The organism is Methylophilus sp. 3sh_L (genome assembly GCF_046766015.1).
Classification (GTDB): domain Bacteria; phylum Pseudomonadota; class Gammaproteobacteria; order Burkholderiales; family Methylophilaceae; genus Methylophilus.
Genome location: NZ_JBKOUF010000001.1, coordinates 540000 through 555142, shown reverse-complemented (window position 1 = coordinate 555142; position 15143 = coordinate 540000). Strand labels below are relative to the sequence as shown.

General features: G+C 48.5%; 19 protein-coding genes and 1 tRNA gene. 8 read left to right on the top strand and 12 right to left on the bottom strand.

Annotated features, from left to right (window positions below; genetic code table 11):
- The first annotated feature begins 7 nt into the window (after window positions 1–7).
- A complete protein-coding gene (ychF, locus tag ACIDF8_RS02805) occupies window positions 8–1093 on the top strand; it encodes a redox-regulated ATPase YchF (protein WP_194748399.1) in 1086 nt (361 codons plus the stop codon).
- A 56-nt stretch (window positions 1094–1149) separates the two neighbouring features.
- On the opposite strand, the gene ACIDF8_RS02800 is transcribed toward ychF, so the two are convergent.
- A complete protein-coding gene (locus tag ACIDF8_RS02800) occupies window positions 1150–1800 on the bottom strand; it encodes an HD-GYP domain-containing protein (protein WP_412009099.1) in 651 nt (216 codons plus the stop codon).
- A 125-nt stretch (window positions 1801–1925) separates the two neighbouring features.
- On the opposite strand from ACIDF8_RS02800, the gene ACIDF8_RS02795 reads away from it, so the two are divergent.
- The 4 genes from ACIDF8_RS02795 (at window position 1926) to ACIDF8_RS02780 (ending at window position 4706) form a co-directional block, all read left to right on the top strand.
- Window positions 1926–2002 (top strand) — tRNA-Met (locus ACIDF8_RS02795).
- A 415-nt stretch (window positions 2003–2417) separates the two neighbouring features.
- Window positions 2418–2762 carry a helix-turn-helix domain-containing protein gene (locus tag ACIDF8_RS02790; protein ID WP_412009098.1) on the top strand — a complete coding sequence of 115 codons (345 nt, stop codon included), beginning with the start codon at window positions 2418–2420 and terminating at the stop codon, window positions 2760–2762.
- Entirely contained in the window at window positions 2743–3990 is a 1248-nt protein-coding gene (locus ACIDF8_RS02785) for a type II toxin-antitoxin system HipA family toxin (protein ID WP_412009097.1), read from the top strand. The genes ACIDF8_RS02790 and ACIDF8_RS02785 overlap by 20 nt, the downstream gene beginning before the upstream one ends.
- A gap of 281 nt (window positions 3991–4271) precedes the next feature.
- Entirely contained in the window at window positions 4272–4706 is a 435-nt protein-coding gene (locus ACIDF8_RS02780) for a GlcG/HbpS family heme-binding protein (RefSeq protein WP_275356106.1), read from the top strand.
- Window positions 4707–4907: 201 nt separating this feature from the next.
- Here ACIDF8_RS02780 and ACIDF8_RS02775 read toward each other — a convergent pair whose 3' ends face one another.
- The 6 genes from ACIDF8_RS02775 to ACIDF8_RS02750 form a co-directional block, all read right to left on the bottom strand.
- Window positions 4908–5213: a DNA adenine methylase gene (locus ACIDF8_RS02775; protein WP_412009638.1), complete on the bottom strand. Its 306-nt coding sequence runs from the start codon at window positions 5211–5213 to the stop codon at window positions 4908–4910.
- Window positions 5210–5686 (bottom strand): DUF4394 domain-containing protein, encoded by a 477-nt coding sequence (locus ACIDF8_RS02770; protein WP_412009096.1) that lies wholly within the window; start codon window positions 5684–5686, stop codon window positions 5210–5212. The genes ACIDF8_RS02775 and ACIDF8_RS02770 overlap by 4 nt, the downstream gene beginning before the upstream one ends.
- A 429-nt stretch (window positions 5687–6115) precedes the next feature.
- Window positions 6116–7180, bottom strand: coding sequence for a YheT family hydrolase (locus ACIDF8_RS02765; RefSeq protein WP_412009095.1), 1065 nt, complete (start codon window positions 7178–7180; stop codon window positions 6116–6118).
- A gap of 59 nt (window positions 7181–7239) precedes the next feature.
- The gene (locus ACIDF8_RS02760) at window positions 7240–7677 is read right to left on the bottom strand and encodes a cupin domain-containing protein (RefSeq protein WP_412009094.1); all 438 of its coding nucleotides are present in this window, start codon (window positions 7675–7677) and stop codon (window positions 7240–7242) included.
- 8 nt (window positions 7678–7685) lie between these two features.
- A complete protein-coding gene (locus ACIDF8_RS02755) occupies window positions 7686–8234 on the bottom strand; it encodes an RNA polymerase sigma factor (protein ID WP_412009093.1) in 549 nt (182 codons plus the stop codon).
- Window positions 8235–8414: 180 nt separating this feature from the next.
- Window positions 8415–9233, bottom strand: a complete 819-nt coding sequence (locus tag ACIDF8_RS02750; protein WP_412009092.1) for an AraC family transcriptional regulator — start codon at window positions 9231–9233, stop codon at window positions 8415–8417.
- Between the two features lie 105 nt (window positions 9234–9338).
- Here ACIDF8_RS02750 and ACIDF8_RS02745 point away from each other — a divergent pair, with 105 nt between their 5' ends.
- A complete protein-coding gene (locus tag ACIDF8_RS02745) occupies window positions 9339–9872 on the top strand; it encodes a carboxymuconolactone decarboxylase family protein (RefSeq protein ID WP_412009091.1) in 534 nt (177 codons plus the stop codon).
- A 66-nt stretch (window positions 9873–9938) separates the two neighbouring features.
- Here the strand turns inward: ACIDF8_RS02745 and pqqA (ACIDF8_RS02740) are convergent, their stop codons facing one another.
- On the bottom strand, window positions 9939–10010 hold the full coding sequence (gene pqqA, locus ACIDF8_RS02740) for a pyrroloquinoline quinone precursor peptide PqqA (protein ID WP_081624291.1): 72 nt from the start codon (window positions 10008–10010) through the stop codon (window positions 9939–9941).
- 251 nt (window positions 10011–10261) lie between these two features.
- On the opposite strand from pqqA (ACIDF8_RS02740), the gene ACIDF8_RS02735 reads away from it, so the two are divergent.
- Window positions 10262–12397, top strand: coding sequence for a TonB-dependent receptor (locus ACIDF8_RS02735; protein ID WP_412009090.1), 2136 nt, complete (start codon window positions 10262–10264; stop codon window positions 12395–12397).
- A gap of 64 nt (window positions 12398–12461) precedes the next feature.
- Here ACIDF8_RS02735 and pqqA (ACIDF8_RS02730) read toward each other — a convergent pair whose 3' ends face one another.
- Together pqqA (ACIDF8_RS02730) and ACIDF8_RS02725 are read right to left on the bottom strand one after the other, a co-directional pair.
- A complete protein-coding gene (pqqA, locus tag ACIDF8_RS02730) occupies window positions 12462–12533 on the bottom strand; it encodes a pyrroloquinoline quinone precursor peptide PqqA (RefSeq protein WP_081624291.1) in 72 nt (23 codons plus the stop codon).
- A 122-nt stretch (window positions 12534–12655) separates the two neighbouring features.
- Window positions 12656–13450, bottom strand: coding sequence for an alpha/beta fold hydrolase (locus ACIDF8_RS02725; RefSeq protein ID WP_412009089.1), 795 nt, complete (start codon window positions 13448–13450; stop codon window positions 12656–12658).
- 337 nt (window positions 13451–13787) lie between these two features.
- Between ACIDF8_RS02725 and ACIDF8_RS02720 the strand changes: the two genes are divergently transcribed.
- Window positions 13788–14096, top strand: coding sequence for a BON domain-containing protein (locus tag ACIDF8_RS02720; protein WP_412009088.1), 309 nt, complete (start codon window positions 13788–13790; stop codon window positions 14094–14096).
- Between the two features lie 119 nt (window positions 14097–14215).
- Here ACIDF8_RS02720 and ACIDF8_RS02715 read toward each other — a convergent pair whose 3' ends face one another.
- Together ACIDF8_RS02715 and ACIDF8_RS02710 are read right to left on the bottom strand one after the other, a co-directional pair.
- A complete protein-coding gene (locus ACIDF8_RS02715) occupies window positions 14216–14554 on the bottom strand; it encodes a four-helix bundle copper-binding protein (RefSeq protein ID WP_412009087.1) in 339 nt (112 codons plus the stop codon).
- A 148-nt stretch (window positions 14555–14702) separates the two neighbouring features.
- Window positions 14703–15044, bottom strand: coding sequence for a hypothetical protein (locus tag ACIDF8_RS02710; protein ID WP_412009086.1), 342 nt, complete (start codon window positions 15042–15044; stop codon window positions 14703–14705).
- Window positions 15045–15143 lie beyond the last annotated feature (99 nt).

Below are 15143 nucleotides of genomic sequence, written 5' to 3'. Positions count from 1 at the left end.
ATCCATTATGAAATGCGGTATTGTCGGCCTGCCCAATGTAGGCAAATCCACCCTGTTTAACGCCATCACCAAAGCGGGCATCGCCGCAGAGAACTATCCCTTCTGTACGATTGAGCCTAACGTCGGCATCGTTGAAGTTCCCGACCAGCGCATGCAACCGCTGATCGACATTGTCAAACCGCAAAAAACCCAACCGGCCATTGTGGAGTTCGTCGACATTGCCGGCCTGGTGGCTGGCGCTTCCAAAGGTGAAGGCCTGGGCAACAAGTTCCTGGCCAACATCCGTGAAACCGACGCGATTGCACACGTGGTGCGCTGCTTTGAAGACGGCAACGTCATTCACGTCGCAGGCAAGGTAGACCCGCTCGCCGACATTGAAGTCATTAACACCGAACTGGCGCTGGCCGACATGGAAACGGTCGAAAAAACCATGCAGCGCGAAGGCAAAAAAGCCAAAAGCGGTGACAAAGACGCCATTGCGCTGATCAAAGTGCTGGATAAAGTGCTGCCTTGCCTCAACGAAGCTAAAGCCGTGCGCACCCTCAATCTGGATGCCGAAGAACTCAATTTGCTCAAACCGCTGTGCCTGATTACCGTCAAACCCGTGATGTATATCACCAACGTGACTGAAGACGGCTTCGAAAACAACCCGCATCTAGACAAAGTGCTTGCCTTGGCCAAAACCGAAAAAGCCCCCGTTGTCACCATCTGCGCAAAAATTGAAGGCGAAATTGCTGAGCTGGACGACGCCGATAAACTCGAATTCTTACAAGAGCTTGGACAAGAAGAACCTGGCCTCAACCGCGTCATCCGTGCCGCTTATGACCTGCTTGGCCTGCAAACCTACTTTACCGCTGGCGTTCAAGAAGTGCGCGCCTGGACCGTGAAAAAAGGCGCCACTGCCCCACAAGCCGCTGGCGTCATCCACACCGATTTTGAACGTGGCTTTATCCGAGCCGAAGTGATTGCTTACAACGATTACGTGCAATACAAAGGCGAAAAAGGCGCACAAGAGGCCGGTAAAATGCGCCTCGAAGGCAAGGAATACATCGTGCAAGATGGCGACGTCATGCACTTCAGATTCAATGTCTAAAGCATTAGGCTAAAAACAAAAGGCTGGAGCGATCTCCAGCCTTTTTTATAGGCAGCTTAAGAGGCCTTAAACACCGCATAACGCGGGTCATGTATCACCTTGATAAACCGCTTGAGCAATTCAGGATCCAGCTTGCTGCCAGACTCACTTTCCATAATGCGTAAAATTTCATCGTGTGGCCGCGCGCCCTGGTACACCCGCCGCACCGCCATCGCATCATAGTTATCCACCACTGTCACAATGCGTGACAATAACGGGATCGCTTCGCCAACCAAATGGCCTGGATAGCCGCTGCCATCAAACCACTCATGATGATGACGCACGATGTCCGCAATCCGCTTAGCATCCTCATGCTCATAGACCTCAATCAAATTCGCCCCCACCGACGGATGTGTTTGCATGATGGCAAACTCCTCATCATTGAGCTTGCTAGGTTTCATTAATACGGCATCCGGCACCACAATCTTGCCTATGTCATGCAAACAAGCACCTAACTCTAAAGCATCCAGCTCCTGGCGAGTTAAACCAATATCCAGCCCGATCCCATGAGAAAGCGCCATTACACGGTCGCTGTGCAAGCGTGTATACGCATCCCGCATCCGCAAAGCATCGGCAAATACCTTGCCTAAATGCAAGACCCCGCTGTGATTGCTGACAGCCTCGCTCATCGCATCCCCGAGTTTTAATTGATTTATACGGTTTAGCATACTCCCAAAATGAATCCCCTGAAAACCCTAACAGCCTCAATTCAAGAAAATGCGTAGTAAAAAAGGTCACAAAGGGTTGTTGTCGTGCCCTGATACAACTGCTATAATCGCGGTCTTTCAAATCTGGTGATGTAGCTCAGCTGGTTAGAGCACAGGATTCATAATCCTGGGGTCGAGGGTTCAAGTCCCTCTTTCACCACCAAAATACTACTTCATGACGTGTCATGAAGCCTCAAAAGCCCCGTAGATATTAGCTTCGGGGCTTTTTTATTGCCTTCAGCAGTATGACCTCACTTTTTGATACCCCCAAACTAACAAGAGTATCTTCTGAAGTAAGTGGTGGCGGTTTAAATATCGTTTCGACAATAAAAAAATTCTTTCTCTTGGTACTAGCTTGGAGCGTTGATTAGGCGGTGCTACGCCCTCAGCTAATTGATGAATAACTACCCAATTACATGTAGTTTTATTGCTGGTATCGAGAACTCAGTCCCAAAGTGATATAAATCCAACAAAATATCACTCACTCATGGCAATCTCATAGCCTCTTTAGAATCAGCTTGATTTTGAATTAATATTCAATAAAATGAACATTAAGTATTTTTAATATCATTTTATTGATGCCAAAAAATTCGAATTCAATTATCAGTGCAAATCCAGAGACGCTTAAGTCTTTGGAAAATCTTGGCCTCCGAATACGTGCCAATCGCATCGCCCAGGGGTGGACGATCAAAGACATGGCAGACCGTCTCTTTTGCTCCCAAAACACTTACCGGGGGATTGAGGCAGGCAAGCCTACAGCGAGCATTGGGATCATCGCCAATGCTTTGTGGTTATTTGGTCAGATTGACTCTTTAAATGCGCTGGCACCAGTGCCATTGAGCGCAAACTCCACGATTCGCGTCAGAAAATCTAAAACCAAACCAACTGCAGGAGTCATCTCAGATGATGAGCGCAACTTCTGATCGCAGGATATATGTAGGCCTGGCAAATGCACCTGACCAGGCTCCCACCCCGGTAGGCCTGCTAAAAATAGCGCGTAGAGGCGTGATTGAATCAGGAGAGTATGCGTATGGTAAACAATACCTCGCCTCGCCGAATGCAATTGCCTTAAATAATGAATTCATGCCTTTGAGTAGTGCGATCATGTCACTCCCTGAACGGCGGATCAGAGAGGGGGGAGCCTTACCCCTGACGCTCCGCGATGCACTGCCAGATAGCTGGGGTCGTAGAGTGCTGGAGGCACAATATGGCCGCACATTGGATGATATTGATGCTTTGCTATTCACAAACACCCATCGCGTAGGTGCCATGTGCTTTAGTGAAGCACTCCCTCTGGCGTCATTCGATCCTGACACCGCCTTAATGACCTTGGAAGAGATGTCTGCTGCGGTCAGAATGCTTGAGCTTTCAATGGAGGTCACACCAGAAATGCGCCGATTACTTCAGCGCGGCGGAACGCTCGGCGGTGCGAGGCCAAAAGCGACTTTTGTGCATGACAATCAACAATGGATTGCAAAGTTTCCTGCGCAAGGCGATGACCATGATGTGGAGTTGCTGGAGATATGCTTATTAAAACTCGCTGAGCTGTGTGGAATTGAAGTCTCCCCTGCCCACCTCGAAAAAATCCCTCATGGACATGCACTCCTGCTTAAACGCTTTGACCGTACGGGCGACATTCATCACGAGCGCCGCATACATTACCTATCTGCATCGGCACTCTTAAATGTACCTTATGAAAGTGATGGCGGCAGTTATATTGAATTTGCACAGACCATACGCAAGCTTTCAATCAACCCTAAGCACGACCTGGATCAGCTATACAGAAGAATGATTTTCAATCTGATGGTAGACAATACAGACGATCACGTGAAAAACCATGGCATGCTGCACGTGAGCCAGGGTCACTACAAACTGGCACCGGCGTTTGATGTGGTCATGCAACTCACAAACCTGGGCTATCAGCAACTCGCCATCACGCCAGGCAATCACACATCCAGTTTACAGTTAGCTCTAGATGCTGCCCCCCACTTTGGGCTCGGTATTCATGAGGCGAGTCATCTCATCAGCACTATTCAAGAAACCGTTCATCAACAAATCATCAGCATTGCTGATCACTTTGGCGCAAACCAAGTGCTTAAGACGCGCATACAACAATGCATAAATCGTCAACAGGAAGTGATTAACGCATAGTGATATGTCTTCAATGACAGAATTCAGTTGACTGTCACGGCGGTTGGGGTAAGTTAGATTTATTTAACTATAAATAATGATTTAAATCATTGCATTACACATAGTGCTGAGTGGTCTCTTTCACCACCAAATTCCAAAGCGGCTTCCAGAAATGGGAGCCGTTTTTATTTATCGCGACCTGCTGTAAAGCACCCTATTTCAAGCACATGCAAAGTTAAATGAATTTAAACCTGTGGGCATAGTCACATTGATACCAATCAATTAGACAATAAGGAAAACACATGCACGTAAGCTTTGAAGTCGCACAAGAAATCATTGAAAAAGCCGTTGAGAAATCCAAACAAATCGGCGTCAAGATGTGTATCGCCGTACTGGACTCTGGTGGCAACCTGAAAAGCTTCACCCGAATGGATGATGCTTGGGTCGGCAGTATTGATATCGCCATCAAAAAAGCAAAAACCGCTTGTTACTTCGCCATGCCTTCGGGTGAAATCGGTAAGCTTTCAGTCCCTGGCTCACCTTTATATGGCATTGAGCATTCCAATGATGGCTTGATTACTTTCCCAGGCGGCTTACCCATTGTGGATGAAGAAGGGATGCTCATTGGAGCAATTGGCGTCAGCGGGGATACGGTTGAGAATGATCATTTGGTTGCGCAGGCGGGCGTGAATGTCGCGGGTGTTTGTGATGTGCCTAAGCACCCCTGGAGGACTTAGTTTCATACTCTTAGATTGTCAAATGGACAAAATCATCTTGTTAGAGCACAAAACTAATAATCCGAGGTTGAGATTGAACTCCTCTTTCCCAGAAAATTAAAGAACTATTGACTCAAAATCAACGGCTTTATTTTTATTACTGGCCCGAAATTAAACTTCCTAAATCAAGCTTCGAAGTGAGGTTGAGAAATTTCTTTTAAGCTAAGAGGTAATTATTAACTCTTCAAATGTATTACGTCCATTCTTGCTGGCTGATATAGAGCTATATCTTGATACGACCAACTTTTTGAATCGTTTTGAATACAATTTTTTTACAGAAGGATGATTCGCATTAGTTACTAAAACTTGAACACCTCGCTTTCCTGCCCTCTCTATAGATTCTGCGAGTCTTTCTTGATCTTCCCATGAAAATAGAACCTCATTATATTTAACGAAACCATTAATATTATGACGAACAGTATATGGCGGATCAACAAAGAGGAAGTCGCCTTTCTCAGTCCGATCTATAGTTTCTTCAAAATCGTTCTGCCAATGTTTGCACCCGCAGTATTGCCTACTACGCCTGTATTGGCATTAACTGCATAGTTGTTGCCAGTGCCCGTGACGACACGTAGTGAAGCATTCCCAGCAAAATCTGCAACCGGGTTAAAGTCGATACCGATAGATTGCCCAGCCAGGGAAGCACCGGTGAGGTTGCTCTTGAAGGTTGCTGCCCCAGTGGTTGTATTGAGGGTATACAACCTGTTCTGGCTGGTGAGCCCATAAACCAAGCCATCAGTTGGTCTTAGGTCAACGCCCAGCAATCTTTCATTCGCTGCCAACCCTGAAATATTGATGTAGGAAACTGCGCCTACATTCAAGGTATCAATCACAGCAATACTGCTGCTGTTCACGCCGTACAATGTATCCGCATTTACTTGTGAAGCCGCCACTAGCAAACTCGTGCCCAATATTGCCTTGTAAATTACACTTTTCTTCATGCTAACCTCTCAAAAATATATTTTCAGTTATTAAAATGACTTACAAAACCGTGTGACCTAAACGGGGACTAGCTTTATCAAAAGCCAACCAAGCCAGGAAACACAGCACTTACGCTCCCAACAATCACTACAAAAAACCGTTTTCATATCAATTCCTGAACGGCTTAGAGCAACCACGCTCAAGAAAGATTCTCACGTAACAAATTATCGCATTAACAAATTAGCAGTAATCGTGCGCTTAAATGCGCTCATTCACCTTATGCTTACTTCGAAAGTGAAAAACTTTTCTCGTACCTGATATACGTAATGCGTCTGAAAATGGATGCACTCAGCCCTGCATTATTTAGCCGAGTATTGATTAATCGTTAGAAAATGAGATCAAACAGATGACCTCGCGAATCGGTGAGCCAGATAATTGATTTTGAGAGATTACTGATAAAGCGAGGCAGGATGAAAATATATGAGTGGATCGACCACAGCGTCTAATTGCGTATGGTCTGCGGCATCAAAAAAATTGAAAATGCGCTCTGCAAGCCATGGCGATTCTTTATCACCCCGTCCGTAAAAGCCTGCATGCCCACCCTCAGCTTGATAATCCAGATGAACCGTGCTTGATACTTCTGCTTCTGTGGGTAAGCTTTCAAAGGGCACAAACGGATCATTTTTGGCATTTAAAATCAGCGTCTCCGTTTGTATAGCAGGCAACCAGGGCTTGGAGGCGTTTACGTCATAGTATTCGTCTGCACTCTTTGTCCCAAACAACACCGAGGTCACCGCGTTATCCATGTCTTGAACGGTACTGACCGCCTGTATACGTTTGGCATCCAGATGGTCAGGAAAGCGCTCGGCCATTTGCAACGCTTTTGGCTTCATCGACGCCACAAAGTGTTTGCTGTAAAGCAGGTAATTAATGCCTGTATCAAGGCTGTGAGCTGTTTGTTTCAAATCGATGGGCGCTGAAATGGCTGCCGCCGCTTTGACTAACTGGCGCGCCTCATTCGGGTATTGACCCAACCACTTTAGGAGTGCATTGCCACCCAATGACACGCCTGCCGCATAAATAGCGTGTTCAGGGAGTTTTTGATGAATGATTGAAATAAAGGTATTGATCTCTTCAGCATCCCCGGCATAGTACACGCGGGGCAGCCGATTGGGCTCGCCTGAACAGCCACGGAAATGAACGACTAAACCAAGCCAGCCACGTTGCTTGGCAGCAGCCATGATCACCCGCGCATAATGACTTTGGGAGCTCCCTTCCAAGCCATGAAATAACACCAATACTGGTTTATTCTGCGTGTGATCCAACTGCGCCAGGGGTTCGGTCCAATCAACATCCACAAAGTCTCCATCTGGCAACTCCCAGCGCTCCCTGACATACGACTGCTTTGCAACCTGCGGGAACAGGGAGGGAACGATGGTTTGCAGATGCCCACCGATTTGCCATATCGGCGCCTTAAACTCTTTCGCTGCCAAGCAGGTTGAAGCAGAAAACATACAAGCTGCCATGGTCAGAATTAAATAAACTAGCCTCATAAGTTTAGGTGGCAGGCGCATCAATAAGTCTTGATCAGAAGCGTGCAACCATTTTCAGTGCGGATTTCTTTGTGATAGGTCCCGGCGCCCGCAAAGTGATAATCACCGTTTTTACAATGAATCCCGTCCAGCCATACCTCGCCATCAACCACAAACGTTTCTTCATTTTTTTGATGATCGTGATAGGGAATACGCGTATTTTGTTCGAGCTTGAGCAGAAACGACTTGGCCTCGGCATCGCTTTTCAATATTTTTATTTGGATGCCATGCTTGATAGATTTCCAGTGACCCTGCTCTGAAAATACAAAAAATTGTGCGTCACGGCTTTGTGAAACCCGTTGCATCAGTTTTGTTTTGATCTGGTTTTTCGTCTCGTGCTTAGGCGCCACATCTGGCGTCGCCTCAAACAGCTCAAGAAATAAATCAAAATCCAATGATTCAGGTTTATTGGTTGTCATTTCTTTATTCAAAACTGTTCACCTTTGAGTTTCTCTCTTAATGATCTTTGTGCCCGGTTAATGGTTGATTTCACGGATCCGAGCGGCATGTTCATCAACTGAGATATTTCTTGATGCGATAATCCGTAATAAAAAACATGATGTAACAGCTGCCTTTGCAAGGGTTTAATTTCTGACAAAGCTTTTACGACGGCCAGCGACGTTTGTTTGCCTTGTAGCCTATCGTCCGCGGACAAATCTGTTGACTCTATTGCCCAGTCGAAATTAACGACCATTTCAGGCATCGCATTACGCTTTCTTACTGCATCAATGGCACGAGAACGGCAAATGATTAACATCCAGTTGTACAGCGGGCATTTGTTAAAATCGTAGCGATATATTTCCTGCCATACCTGATAATAAGTATCTTCAACCACCTCTTCAGAAGTACTTGGATCTTTGGTAATTTTCAAAGCCAAACTATAGATTTTGCTAAAAGTAGCTTCATACAACTCGTTAAAAGCATCCTCATTCCTATCTATTATTCGAGCTATCAAGTCCTCGATGTCATCTCTCACAATTCATTCCAAATTTTCTTTTGATATTTAAATTGCACCCAATTTTAAATACGACGAACAGCTCTGATTGGATGCAGTTTAGAGAAATAAAATACATCCCTGCATGACGCAGATCACTGTCGAGTGAGCTAAAAACGTTTGACAGATGGAAATATTGTATGAAGGCTGAAATATTTTTAACTAGCTCATCTGTGACCACTCAGCAGGCGTTACCCCCAGCCGTTTTGCAAACACACGGCTAAAGGCAGCGGCACTTTGGTAGCCCACTTGTGTAGCAACACTTTTGAGGGGCTTGCCTTGCCGGATCAGATTTTGTGCTATTGAAAGCCGCCAGTCGGTGAGGTAATCCAGTGGTGTCGTGCCCACCATGGTTTTAAAGTTGGCAGCGAACCTGGCACGCGACATGCCGGACGCATCCGCCAGGGTTTCTAATGTCCACGGATGGGATGGACTCTCATGCATGGCTTTGACGGCTAACGCCAACCGGGTATCGGCCAATGCGGCAAAAATGCTTTGCTGCAACTGCCCATGCTGAATCACATGCCGCAGAATCTGGATTAGGAAATATTCTGCCAGCCTATCCAGTGCGGGTTGCCGCCCCAAGTCTTGCGCAAAGGCTTCATGAAACAGCAGTTGCAAGGTCGGTGCAATTTGTAGCATGTCATTTAAAGGCACAATCACATATTCAGGCAGGGCTGTGGCTAGCGGGCTGCGTACGTTGGCGCCCAAATTAATCATGGCACACACCAATTCACACGGTTCACCCTCTACAGGGTTGAGCACGTGACTGCTAGGCTTGGGGAAGAACACCACGCTTGGTTGGTCTATACGCGCGAGAGGTTTATCCCGAAACATCAGGTCTAGCTTTCCCGCCCGCAACAAATGAATGTGCCCTACCGCTCCAGTGCCATCAAAGTTCACGACCTGGCAAAGATCACCGGTGAAAAATACCTGGGCGGAGAGCGAGATTTGATTCAATAGTGGCAATAACGGGTCCAAACGAGACTCCTGATCAACATAATGAGACCTTTAATAATCATGAGTATTGCATGATATCTCCAACGCACCAAGCGTTCCAATTTACTAAACTTAAGGAGACTGATCATGGCCCGTATTCAACCCATTAACCGTCAAACCGCAAGCGCAGAAGTAAATGCCACATTAGACGCTGTGCAAGCCAAATTGGGTAAAGTGCCTAATTTGTATGCCACTGTTGCCCAAGCACCTGCGGTGTTAACGGCCCAACTGGCTTTTGGCGAAGCGCTCAGCCATGGCCGCTTAACGGCAAAACAGCGTGAATCGCTGGCACTCGCTATCGGCCAGGCAAACAGCTGCCAATATTGCCTGTCAGCGCATAGTTTGGTGGCCCGCGGCACCGGCCTGAATGCAGAAGCGATTCAAGCCGCCCGCCGGGGCGAGGCCGCCGACCCTGTGACTGACGGTTTACTGAAACTGGCGGTTAAGATCGTCAATCAACGCGGCATCTTGTCGGAGGCAGATATCGCGGCAGCCTATTCAGCTGGCGTGGATGATGGCTTGCTGCTGGAGGTGATTGCACACGTGGCTTTAAACACCCTGACCAATTACACCAATCATATTGTGCAAACTGAAATCGATTTTCCAGTCGTCACTGTTTAACCCTGCCCCAGCAAACAAAAAGCCCGACCTCTAGTCGGGCTTTTGTCATTTTAGCCTCAGCTAAAATTATTTGTTCATCACGTACATGGTTACTTCAAAGCCAAAACGCATTTCGGTCGCTGCTGGTTTAGTCCACATGGTAGATCTCCTAGAAAGTTAACGATCAAACGTGTCACCAGTATGCCTGCCTGCCAGCCTTTTGTTGAGCGCGCTTTTACGCGTATGCAGCTCATGATTTTCACCAGCCTGATGTTAACAGAAGCAAATTCTCTGCTGCATCCTTCAAATAATTAATGAAAATCGTTATCATTACTATTAACAGAAGTTGAGCCTGGACTCAACCGTACGCCTCTCTGCCTGGCAGAGCCTTTTATCCTATGGGAGTTTTCATGTATTACCACTCATCGACGTTACGGCCGATTACACTGGCATTGCTGTTGGCCGGTGCGGCCCACTCTACCTATGCCCTCGCAGAAGCCTCTGCAAAAAATGATAGCGGGACGGACACCCTGCCTGAAGTTACGGTCAAGGAAAAGAAAAGCAGCCGTACAGACTACCAGCCGCTGGTGAATACGACAGCGACCAAGATTGCTGCCCCGCTGCGGGATATTCCGCAAACCGTCGATGTGGTCCCCGCGCAAATTATTCAGGACCAGGCAGCGCACTCGTTACAGGATGTATTGAGAAACGTACCTGGCGTTTCTCTGAACCTGGGGGACGGCCAGCGCGACCAGTTTGTGATCCGTGGATTTGATGCGATGGGCGATATGTATATAGACGGCATGCGCGATGACGCGCTGTATTACCGTGACCTCTCTAACATTGAGCGTGTGGAAGTGCTTAAGGGACCTGCAGCCGTGCTGTATGGACGTGGTTCTTCTGGCGGCTTGATTAACCGGATTACCAAAAAACCAGGCGAAACAATCCGCACCATTAAGCTTAACGGTGGTTCTTACAAACAGCGCCGCGGCGAGTTTGATGTCGGTGACAAACTGGGAGATTCAGCCGCGTTCAGAATCAATGGTGCTGTCGAGGATTCCGGCAGCTTTAGAAACCAGGGGTTTCTGGAGCGGCAAAACCTTGCCCCTTCTTTGCAATTGCAACTGGGAGAAGATACCAGCCTGTTGTTGCAGGTAGAAAAACTGCATGACCGCCGAGTGACTGATTTTGGCATTCCGGCTTATCGGGGCAAGCCGCTCAACATTGATCCGGATACCTATTATGGCTCACGCAATGCACGTGATGACGATTACACCGACTCGGACGTGCTGTCCGGCCGCGCGGTGTTGAAACACCAGATTAACGACCAATGGTCGGTGCGCAATATGGTGGGTGCCTACCACTATGAAATGGATCGCAACAACACGCTGGTTTCGGCAGTGAATGAAAACTTGCGGACGGCATCCTTGACGCATAACCAGCTATGGCGCCAGGACGATGGCTGGTTTAACCAGTTTGAAGTGCTGCAAAAAGCGGAATGGGCAGGCATGCAACATCAATTACTTTATGGCCTGGAAGTGGGTGAGCAACGCAAAACCATGAAGCGCTGGGGCTGGAGCAATCCAACCGTCACAGTCTCCCTGTTTGATCCGGTATTACCCAGCCTGTCACAGTTTGGCGTGCGCGGCAGCAATCCTAACCTGAGCAATCAGACTATCTTGCAAGTGACTGGCATCTACGTGCAGGACATGATCACACTTTCTGAACACTGGAAAGCCTTGGTCGGCAGCCGGCATGACCGCTTCGCGCAAAAGGTTGAAGACCGCTTGTCTTCGGTGAACCCCGAGCGCACCGATCATACCTGGAGCCCCCGCGCCGGGCTGGTCTACCAGCCCACGGACTGGCAGTCTTACTATATTTCATTGAGCCGCTCTTACCAGCCCTCTGGCGAAACCTTGAGTTTCTCACAACAGCAAAGCCAGTTGGCCCCAGAAGAAACCAACAATATCGAGGTCGGCAGCAAAACAGATTTTTTTAATGGCAAATTGTCTACCACCGCTGCCCTGTTTCATCTGGAACGCGAAAACATCAAGGGCACCAATCCGGTTAACAATGCGTTGATCGGTGTTGGGACACAATTAACGGAAGGCCTGGAGTTGACCATGACGGGTGAAATTGCGCCACGTTGGCAAGTGTTTGCTGGCTACGCCTATTTGGATGCGCGCATCACAGACTCAGTCGCGGTACAAAACGGCGTGGCCTTACAAGGCAAACGGGCAGCCCTCACACCGAAAAACAGCGCCAACTTGTGGGTGATGCATCAACTTAACGAAGGCTGGAGTGTGGGCGGTGGCCTGAATTATGTGGGCAATCGCTATGCGTCTAACGACAACCTGGTCGCACTCGGCAGTTATATGACGGCAGATGCAGCAGCCATTTATCATAGCTCGCGGTACGATCTGGCGTTCAATCTGAAAAACCTCACCGATAAGCGTTACTATGCGGCTGGCCACGGTACCAGCAATAACCTCAATGGCCCAGGCGCGCCGCGCCGTGCAGAAGTTACGCTGACCATGCATTTCTAATGCCTGTGCCAAACAAAAAGCCCGACATTTCGTCGGGCTTTTGTCATTTTAGCCTCAGCTAAAATTATTTGTTCATGACGTACATGGTTACTTCAAAGCCAAAACGCATTTCAGTCGCTGCTGGTTTAGTCCACATGGTAGATCTCCTAGAAAAGTTAACACTCAAACATGTGACTAGTATGTGCGCCTGCTTGAAAATTGTTGAGCGCAGTTTTACCTGAATCAGGCTCATGATTTTCACCAGTAGAGACTAAAGCATTATTCCGCCAGAAACGCTGCTACTGCTTGCATAAATAATTGCGGCTGTTCTGCATGCACCCAATGATCGGTGGGCAGGCTGACAAAGCTGGCTTGAGTGAAGTGCTGGCTAATTGTGTGCATGTCTTGCGCATTGACATAATCACTCCGCTCCCCGCGAATAAACAGACTAGGCATCGTCAGGCCAGTATTCTCTGGCGGCAAAAGTGCTGACTGCAGTTGCCCATAATTGGCTTTGAGGGCCGCGAGATTGAGCCGCCACTGCAAGCGATCATCCACCTTATGCAGATTGGTGAGCAAAAACTGACGCACCATCAGGTTGGGGATGGCGGGTGCGAGCGCTTTATCCACCTCACTACGGGATGCGCATAGGCTCAGGTCCACCGCCAGCATGGCGTCTATGAGCGCCGTGTGCACGTCCGCATAAGCGCGCATCGCCATATCCACCACAATCAGCTTATTGACGCGTTGCGGGGATTGCATGGCAAACTGCATGGCGACTTTACCGCCCAGCGAGTGACCTAGCACATGCACTTGCGCCAAGTCCAAGTGATCACATACCGCCAGCACATCGGCAGCCATCTCAGCATAGGTCTGTGAGGCATGATGCGGTGAGCGGCCGTGATTGCGTAAATCGACACTGATGACGGGGCCGTGTTGTGCAAGCTGCCTGGCAATACTGCCCCAATTGTCGGCAGAGCCAAACAGGCCATGCATTAACAATAGCGGTGTGCCCGTGGTGCCACTAGGCGCATGATGGACTTGATAATACAGCAGCGGTAAACCGGTGGTCATGATGTAGCGTGTTTGAAGGTGGGCAAAAAGCGAAGCCGCTATCTTAACGTAGTTAACCCGCGATTGAGGCGCTGGCGCTCAACCAATCTCTAGCCAATCTGTGTAGGGCATTAATCGTGTAGTGCATTAATCTGTAGTACGCCAGTCTGCCGTGATCCAAAGCCATCCTGATCCCAAGCCATCGTGACCCCCTGTGAAGCGAGGCTAAGCGAGTGAGTCCGTATTTGTCAGAAAATCTTCGTCAGCCAACTCCTACGATAGGATCAGAATCCAGTGTATGGCCTGCCCTCAGCGTTTTTTGAATAATGAGGGCTCCATAATCTTGAAAGGACTGCACATGAAAACGACATTGAAATCCATTTTGCTGATCAGCGCTTTATTGTTGCCAATGGCAAGCTTTGCTGCGGACGGTGACTCCATTGGCACCAAGGTTGAAGACACCGTCATCACGGCTAAAGTGAAAGCGGCCTTGGCCAAAGATAAAGCCGTGAGTGCGACCGACATCAAGGTGGAAACCGACAGCAATGGCCTGGTGCAATTGTCTGGCGTGGCCAAATCCAAGGCTGAAGCAGATAAAGCAGTGCAATTGGCTAAAAATGTCAAAGGTGTGACTGCTGTGAAAGACGATATTGTGGTCGCACAGTAAGCCGCCCCGCTACGATCTTCTCTCCGTTGCCCCTGTGCCACTTGGCCAGGGGCATTTGTTTACCTGATCAGCCCAGCTTGTGAAATGGTCAGTCCATCTTGTGAAATGGTCGGATAGTCTTAAGCGAGCGCCGAAGCGCCTACTTTAAGACAGGCTTCTGCACAGCGGCGGCACATTTGTGCACACATCAGGCAGTGGTCAAACAAATGTTGCTCGCACTCTTCGGCACAAGTGGTGCAGATTTCTGCACAGTCCTGGCAAACCAGTTCCATAAACTCGCTACGCCGCGCAATAAATGACGCCGTCAACCGGCAAAAGTCTGCGCAGTCCATATCAAGTTCTATGCAAGTGGTCAGCATGGGATTTGCCTCTTTTTCACAAGCCACCGCACAATTTTCACAGGCATCGGCGCATTGTTTGCACAAGGTCATACACGCTTGCATTTCTTCTTCAGTCATCACAGTTCTCCTTTCATCAATGAAACATACACACGTGGCACTCGCCCCTTTTCCTTCCACAGCCGACTGCAGGCTTAAGAAGATGATCGGGCGGCATGGGCCTGAAGCAATAACCATAACAACATGGCTTCAGGGCCTTGGGCACGCGTTATGGTTGCTTTACGCCTGTCCCGCCTTGTTGAGGGTCTTGATGAAAACGTTTGCTCTTTTCCATGTTGGCAGGCTTGGAAGGCTGGGCATTTTGCTGCTGACGGCCATTTTGCTGCTGGTCACCGGTGCCCTTAGGGTTTTGCGGGAGATTGTTGTTATCTTGCTGCGTCTCCAGATAGTTACCGTTTTGGTTGGTATCCGGCACCTGATTTTTTTGTTTATGCGCAGGTGGCACAGCGTCAGGGGACATGTTATCGGGTGCCGCGAAGCTGGGGGTCGTGCTACCCATTAACAGGGCGGCGGTCACAACAGAAAGGGTATTTTTCAGGGTATTGGACATAGGGGCATCCTTCTCAAAAAGATATTGATGGAAAACCTGCCTAAGCAGGCAGGCATGTCCCTATGCTAAGGATGCCTAGGCAGGCTGTATGTCAGCCTG

Coding starts and splice junctions, on each gene's coding strand:
- ychF (WP_194748399.1), top strand. CDS start 8: ATGAAATGCGGTATTGTCGGCCTGCCCAATGTAGGCAAATCCACCCTG.
- ACIDF8_RS02800 (WP_412009099.1), bottom strand. CDS start 1,800: ATGCTAAACCGTATAAATCAATTAAAACTCGGGGATGCGATGAGCGAG.
- ACIDF8_RS02790 (WP_412009098.1), top strand. CDS start 2,418: ATGCCAAAAAATTCGAATTCAATTATCAGTGCAAATCCAGAGACGCTT.
- ACIDF8_RS02785 (WP_412009097.1), top strand. CDS start 2,743: ATGATGAGCGCAACTTCTGATCGCAGGATATATGTAGGCCTGGCAAAT.
- ACIDF8_RS02780 (WP_275356106.1), top strand. CDS start 4,272: ATGCACGTAAGCTTTGAAGTCGCACAAGAAATCATTGAAAAAGCCGTT.
- ACIDF8_RS02770 (WP_412009096.1), bottom strand. CDS start 5,686: ATGAAGAAAAGTGTAATTTACAAGGCAATATTGGGCACGAGTTTGCTA.
- ACIDF8_RS02765 (WP_412009095.1), bottom strand. CDS start 7,180: ATGTTTTCTGCTTCAACCTGCTTGGCAGCGAAAGAGTTTAAGGCGCCG.
- ACIDF8_RS02760 (WP_412009094.1), bottom strand. CDS start 7,677: ATGACAACCAATAAACCTGAATCATTGGATTTTGATTTATTTCTTGAG.
- ACIDF8_RS02745 (WP_412009091.1), top strand. CDS start 9,339: ATGGCCCGTATTCAACCCATTAACCGTCAAACCGCAAGCGCAGAAGTA.
- ACIDF8_RS02735 (WP_412009090.1), top strand. CDS start 10,262: ATGTATTACCACTCATCGACGTTACGGCCGATTACACTGGCATTGCTG.
- ACIDF8_RS02725 (WP_412009089.1), bottom strand. CDS start 13,450: ATGACCACCGGTTTACCGCTGCTGTATTATCAAGTCCATCATGCGCCT.
- ACIDF8_RS02720 (WP_412009088.1), top strand. CDS start 13,788: ATGAAAACGACATTGAAATCCATTTTGCTGATCAGCGCTTTATTGTTG.
- ACIDF8_RS02715 (WP_412009087.1), bottom strand. CDS start 14,554: ATGACTGAAGAAGAAATGCAAGCGTGTATGACCTTGTGCAAACAATGC.
- ACIDF8_RS02710 (WP_412009086.1), bottom strand. CDS start 15,044: ATGTCCAATACCCTGAAAAATACCCTTTCTGTTGTGACCGCCGCCCTG.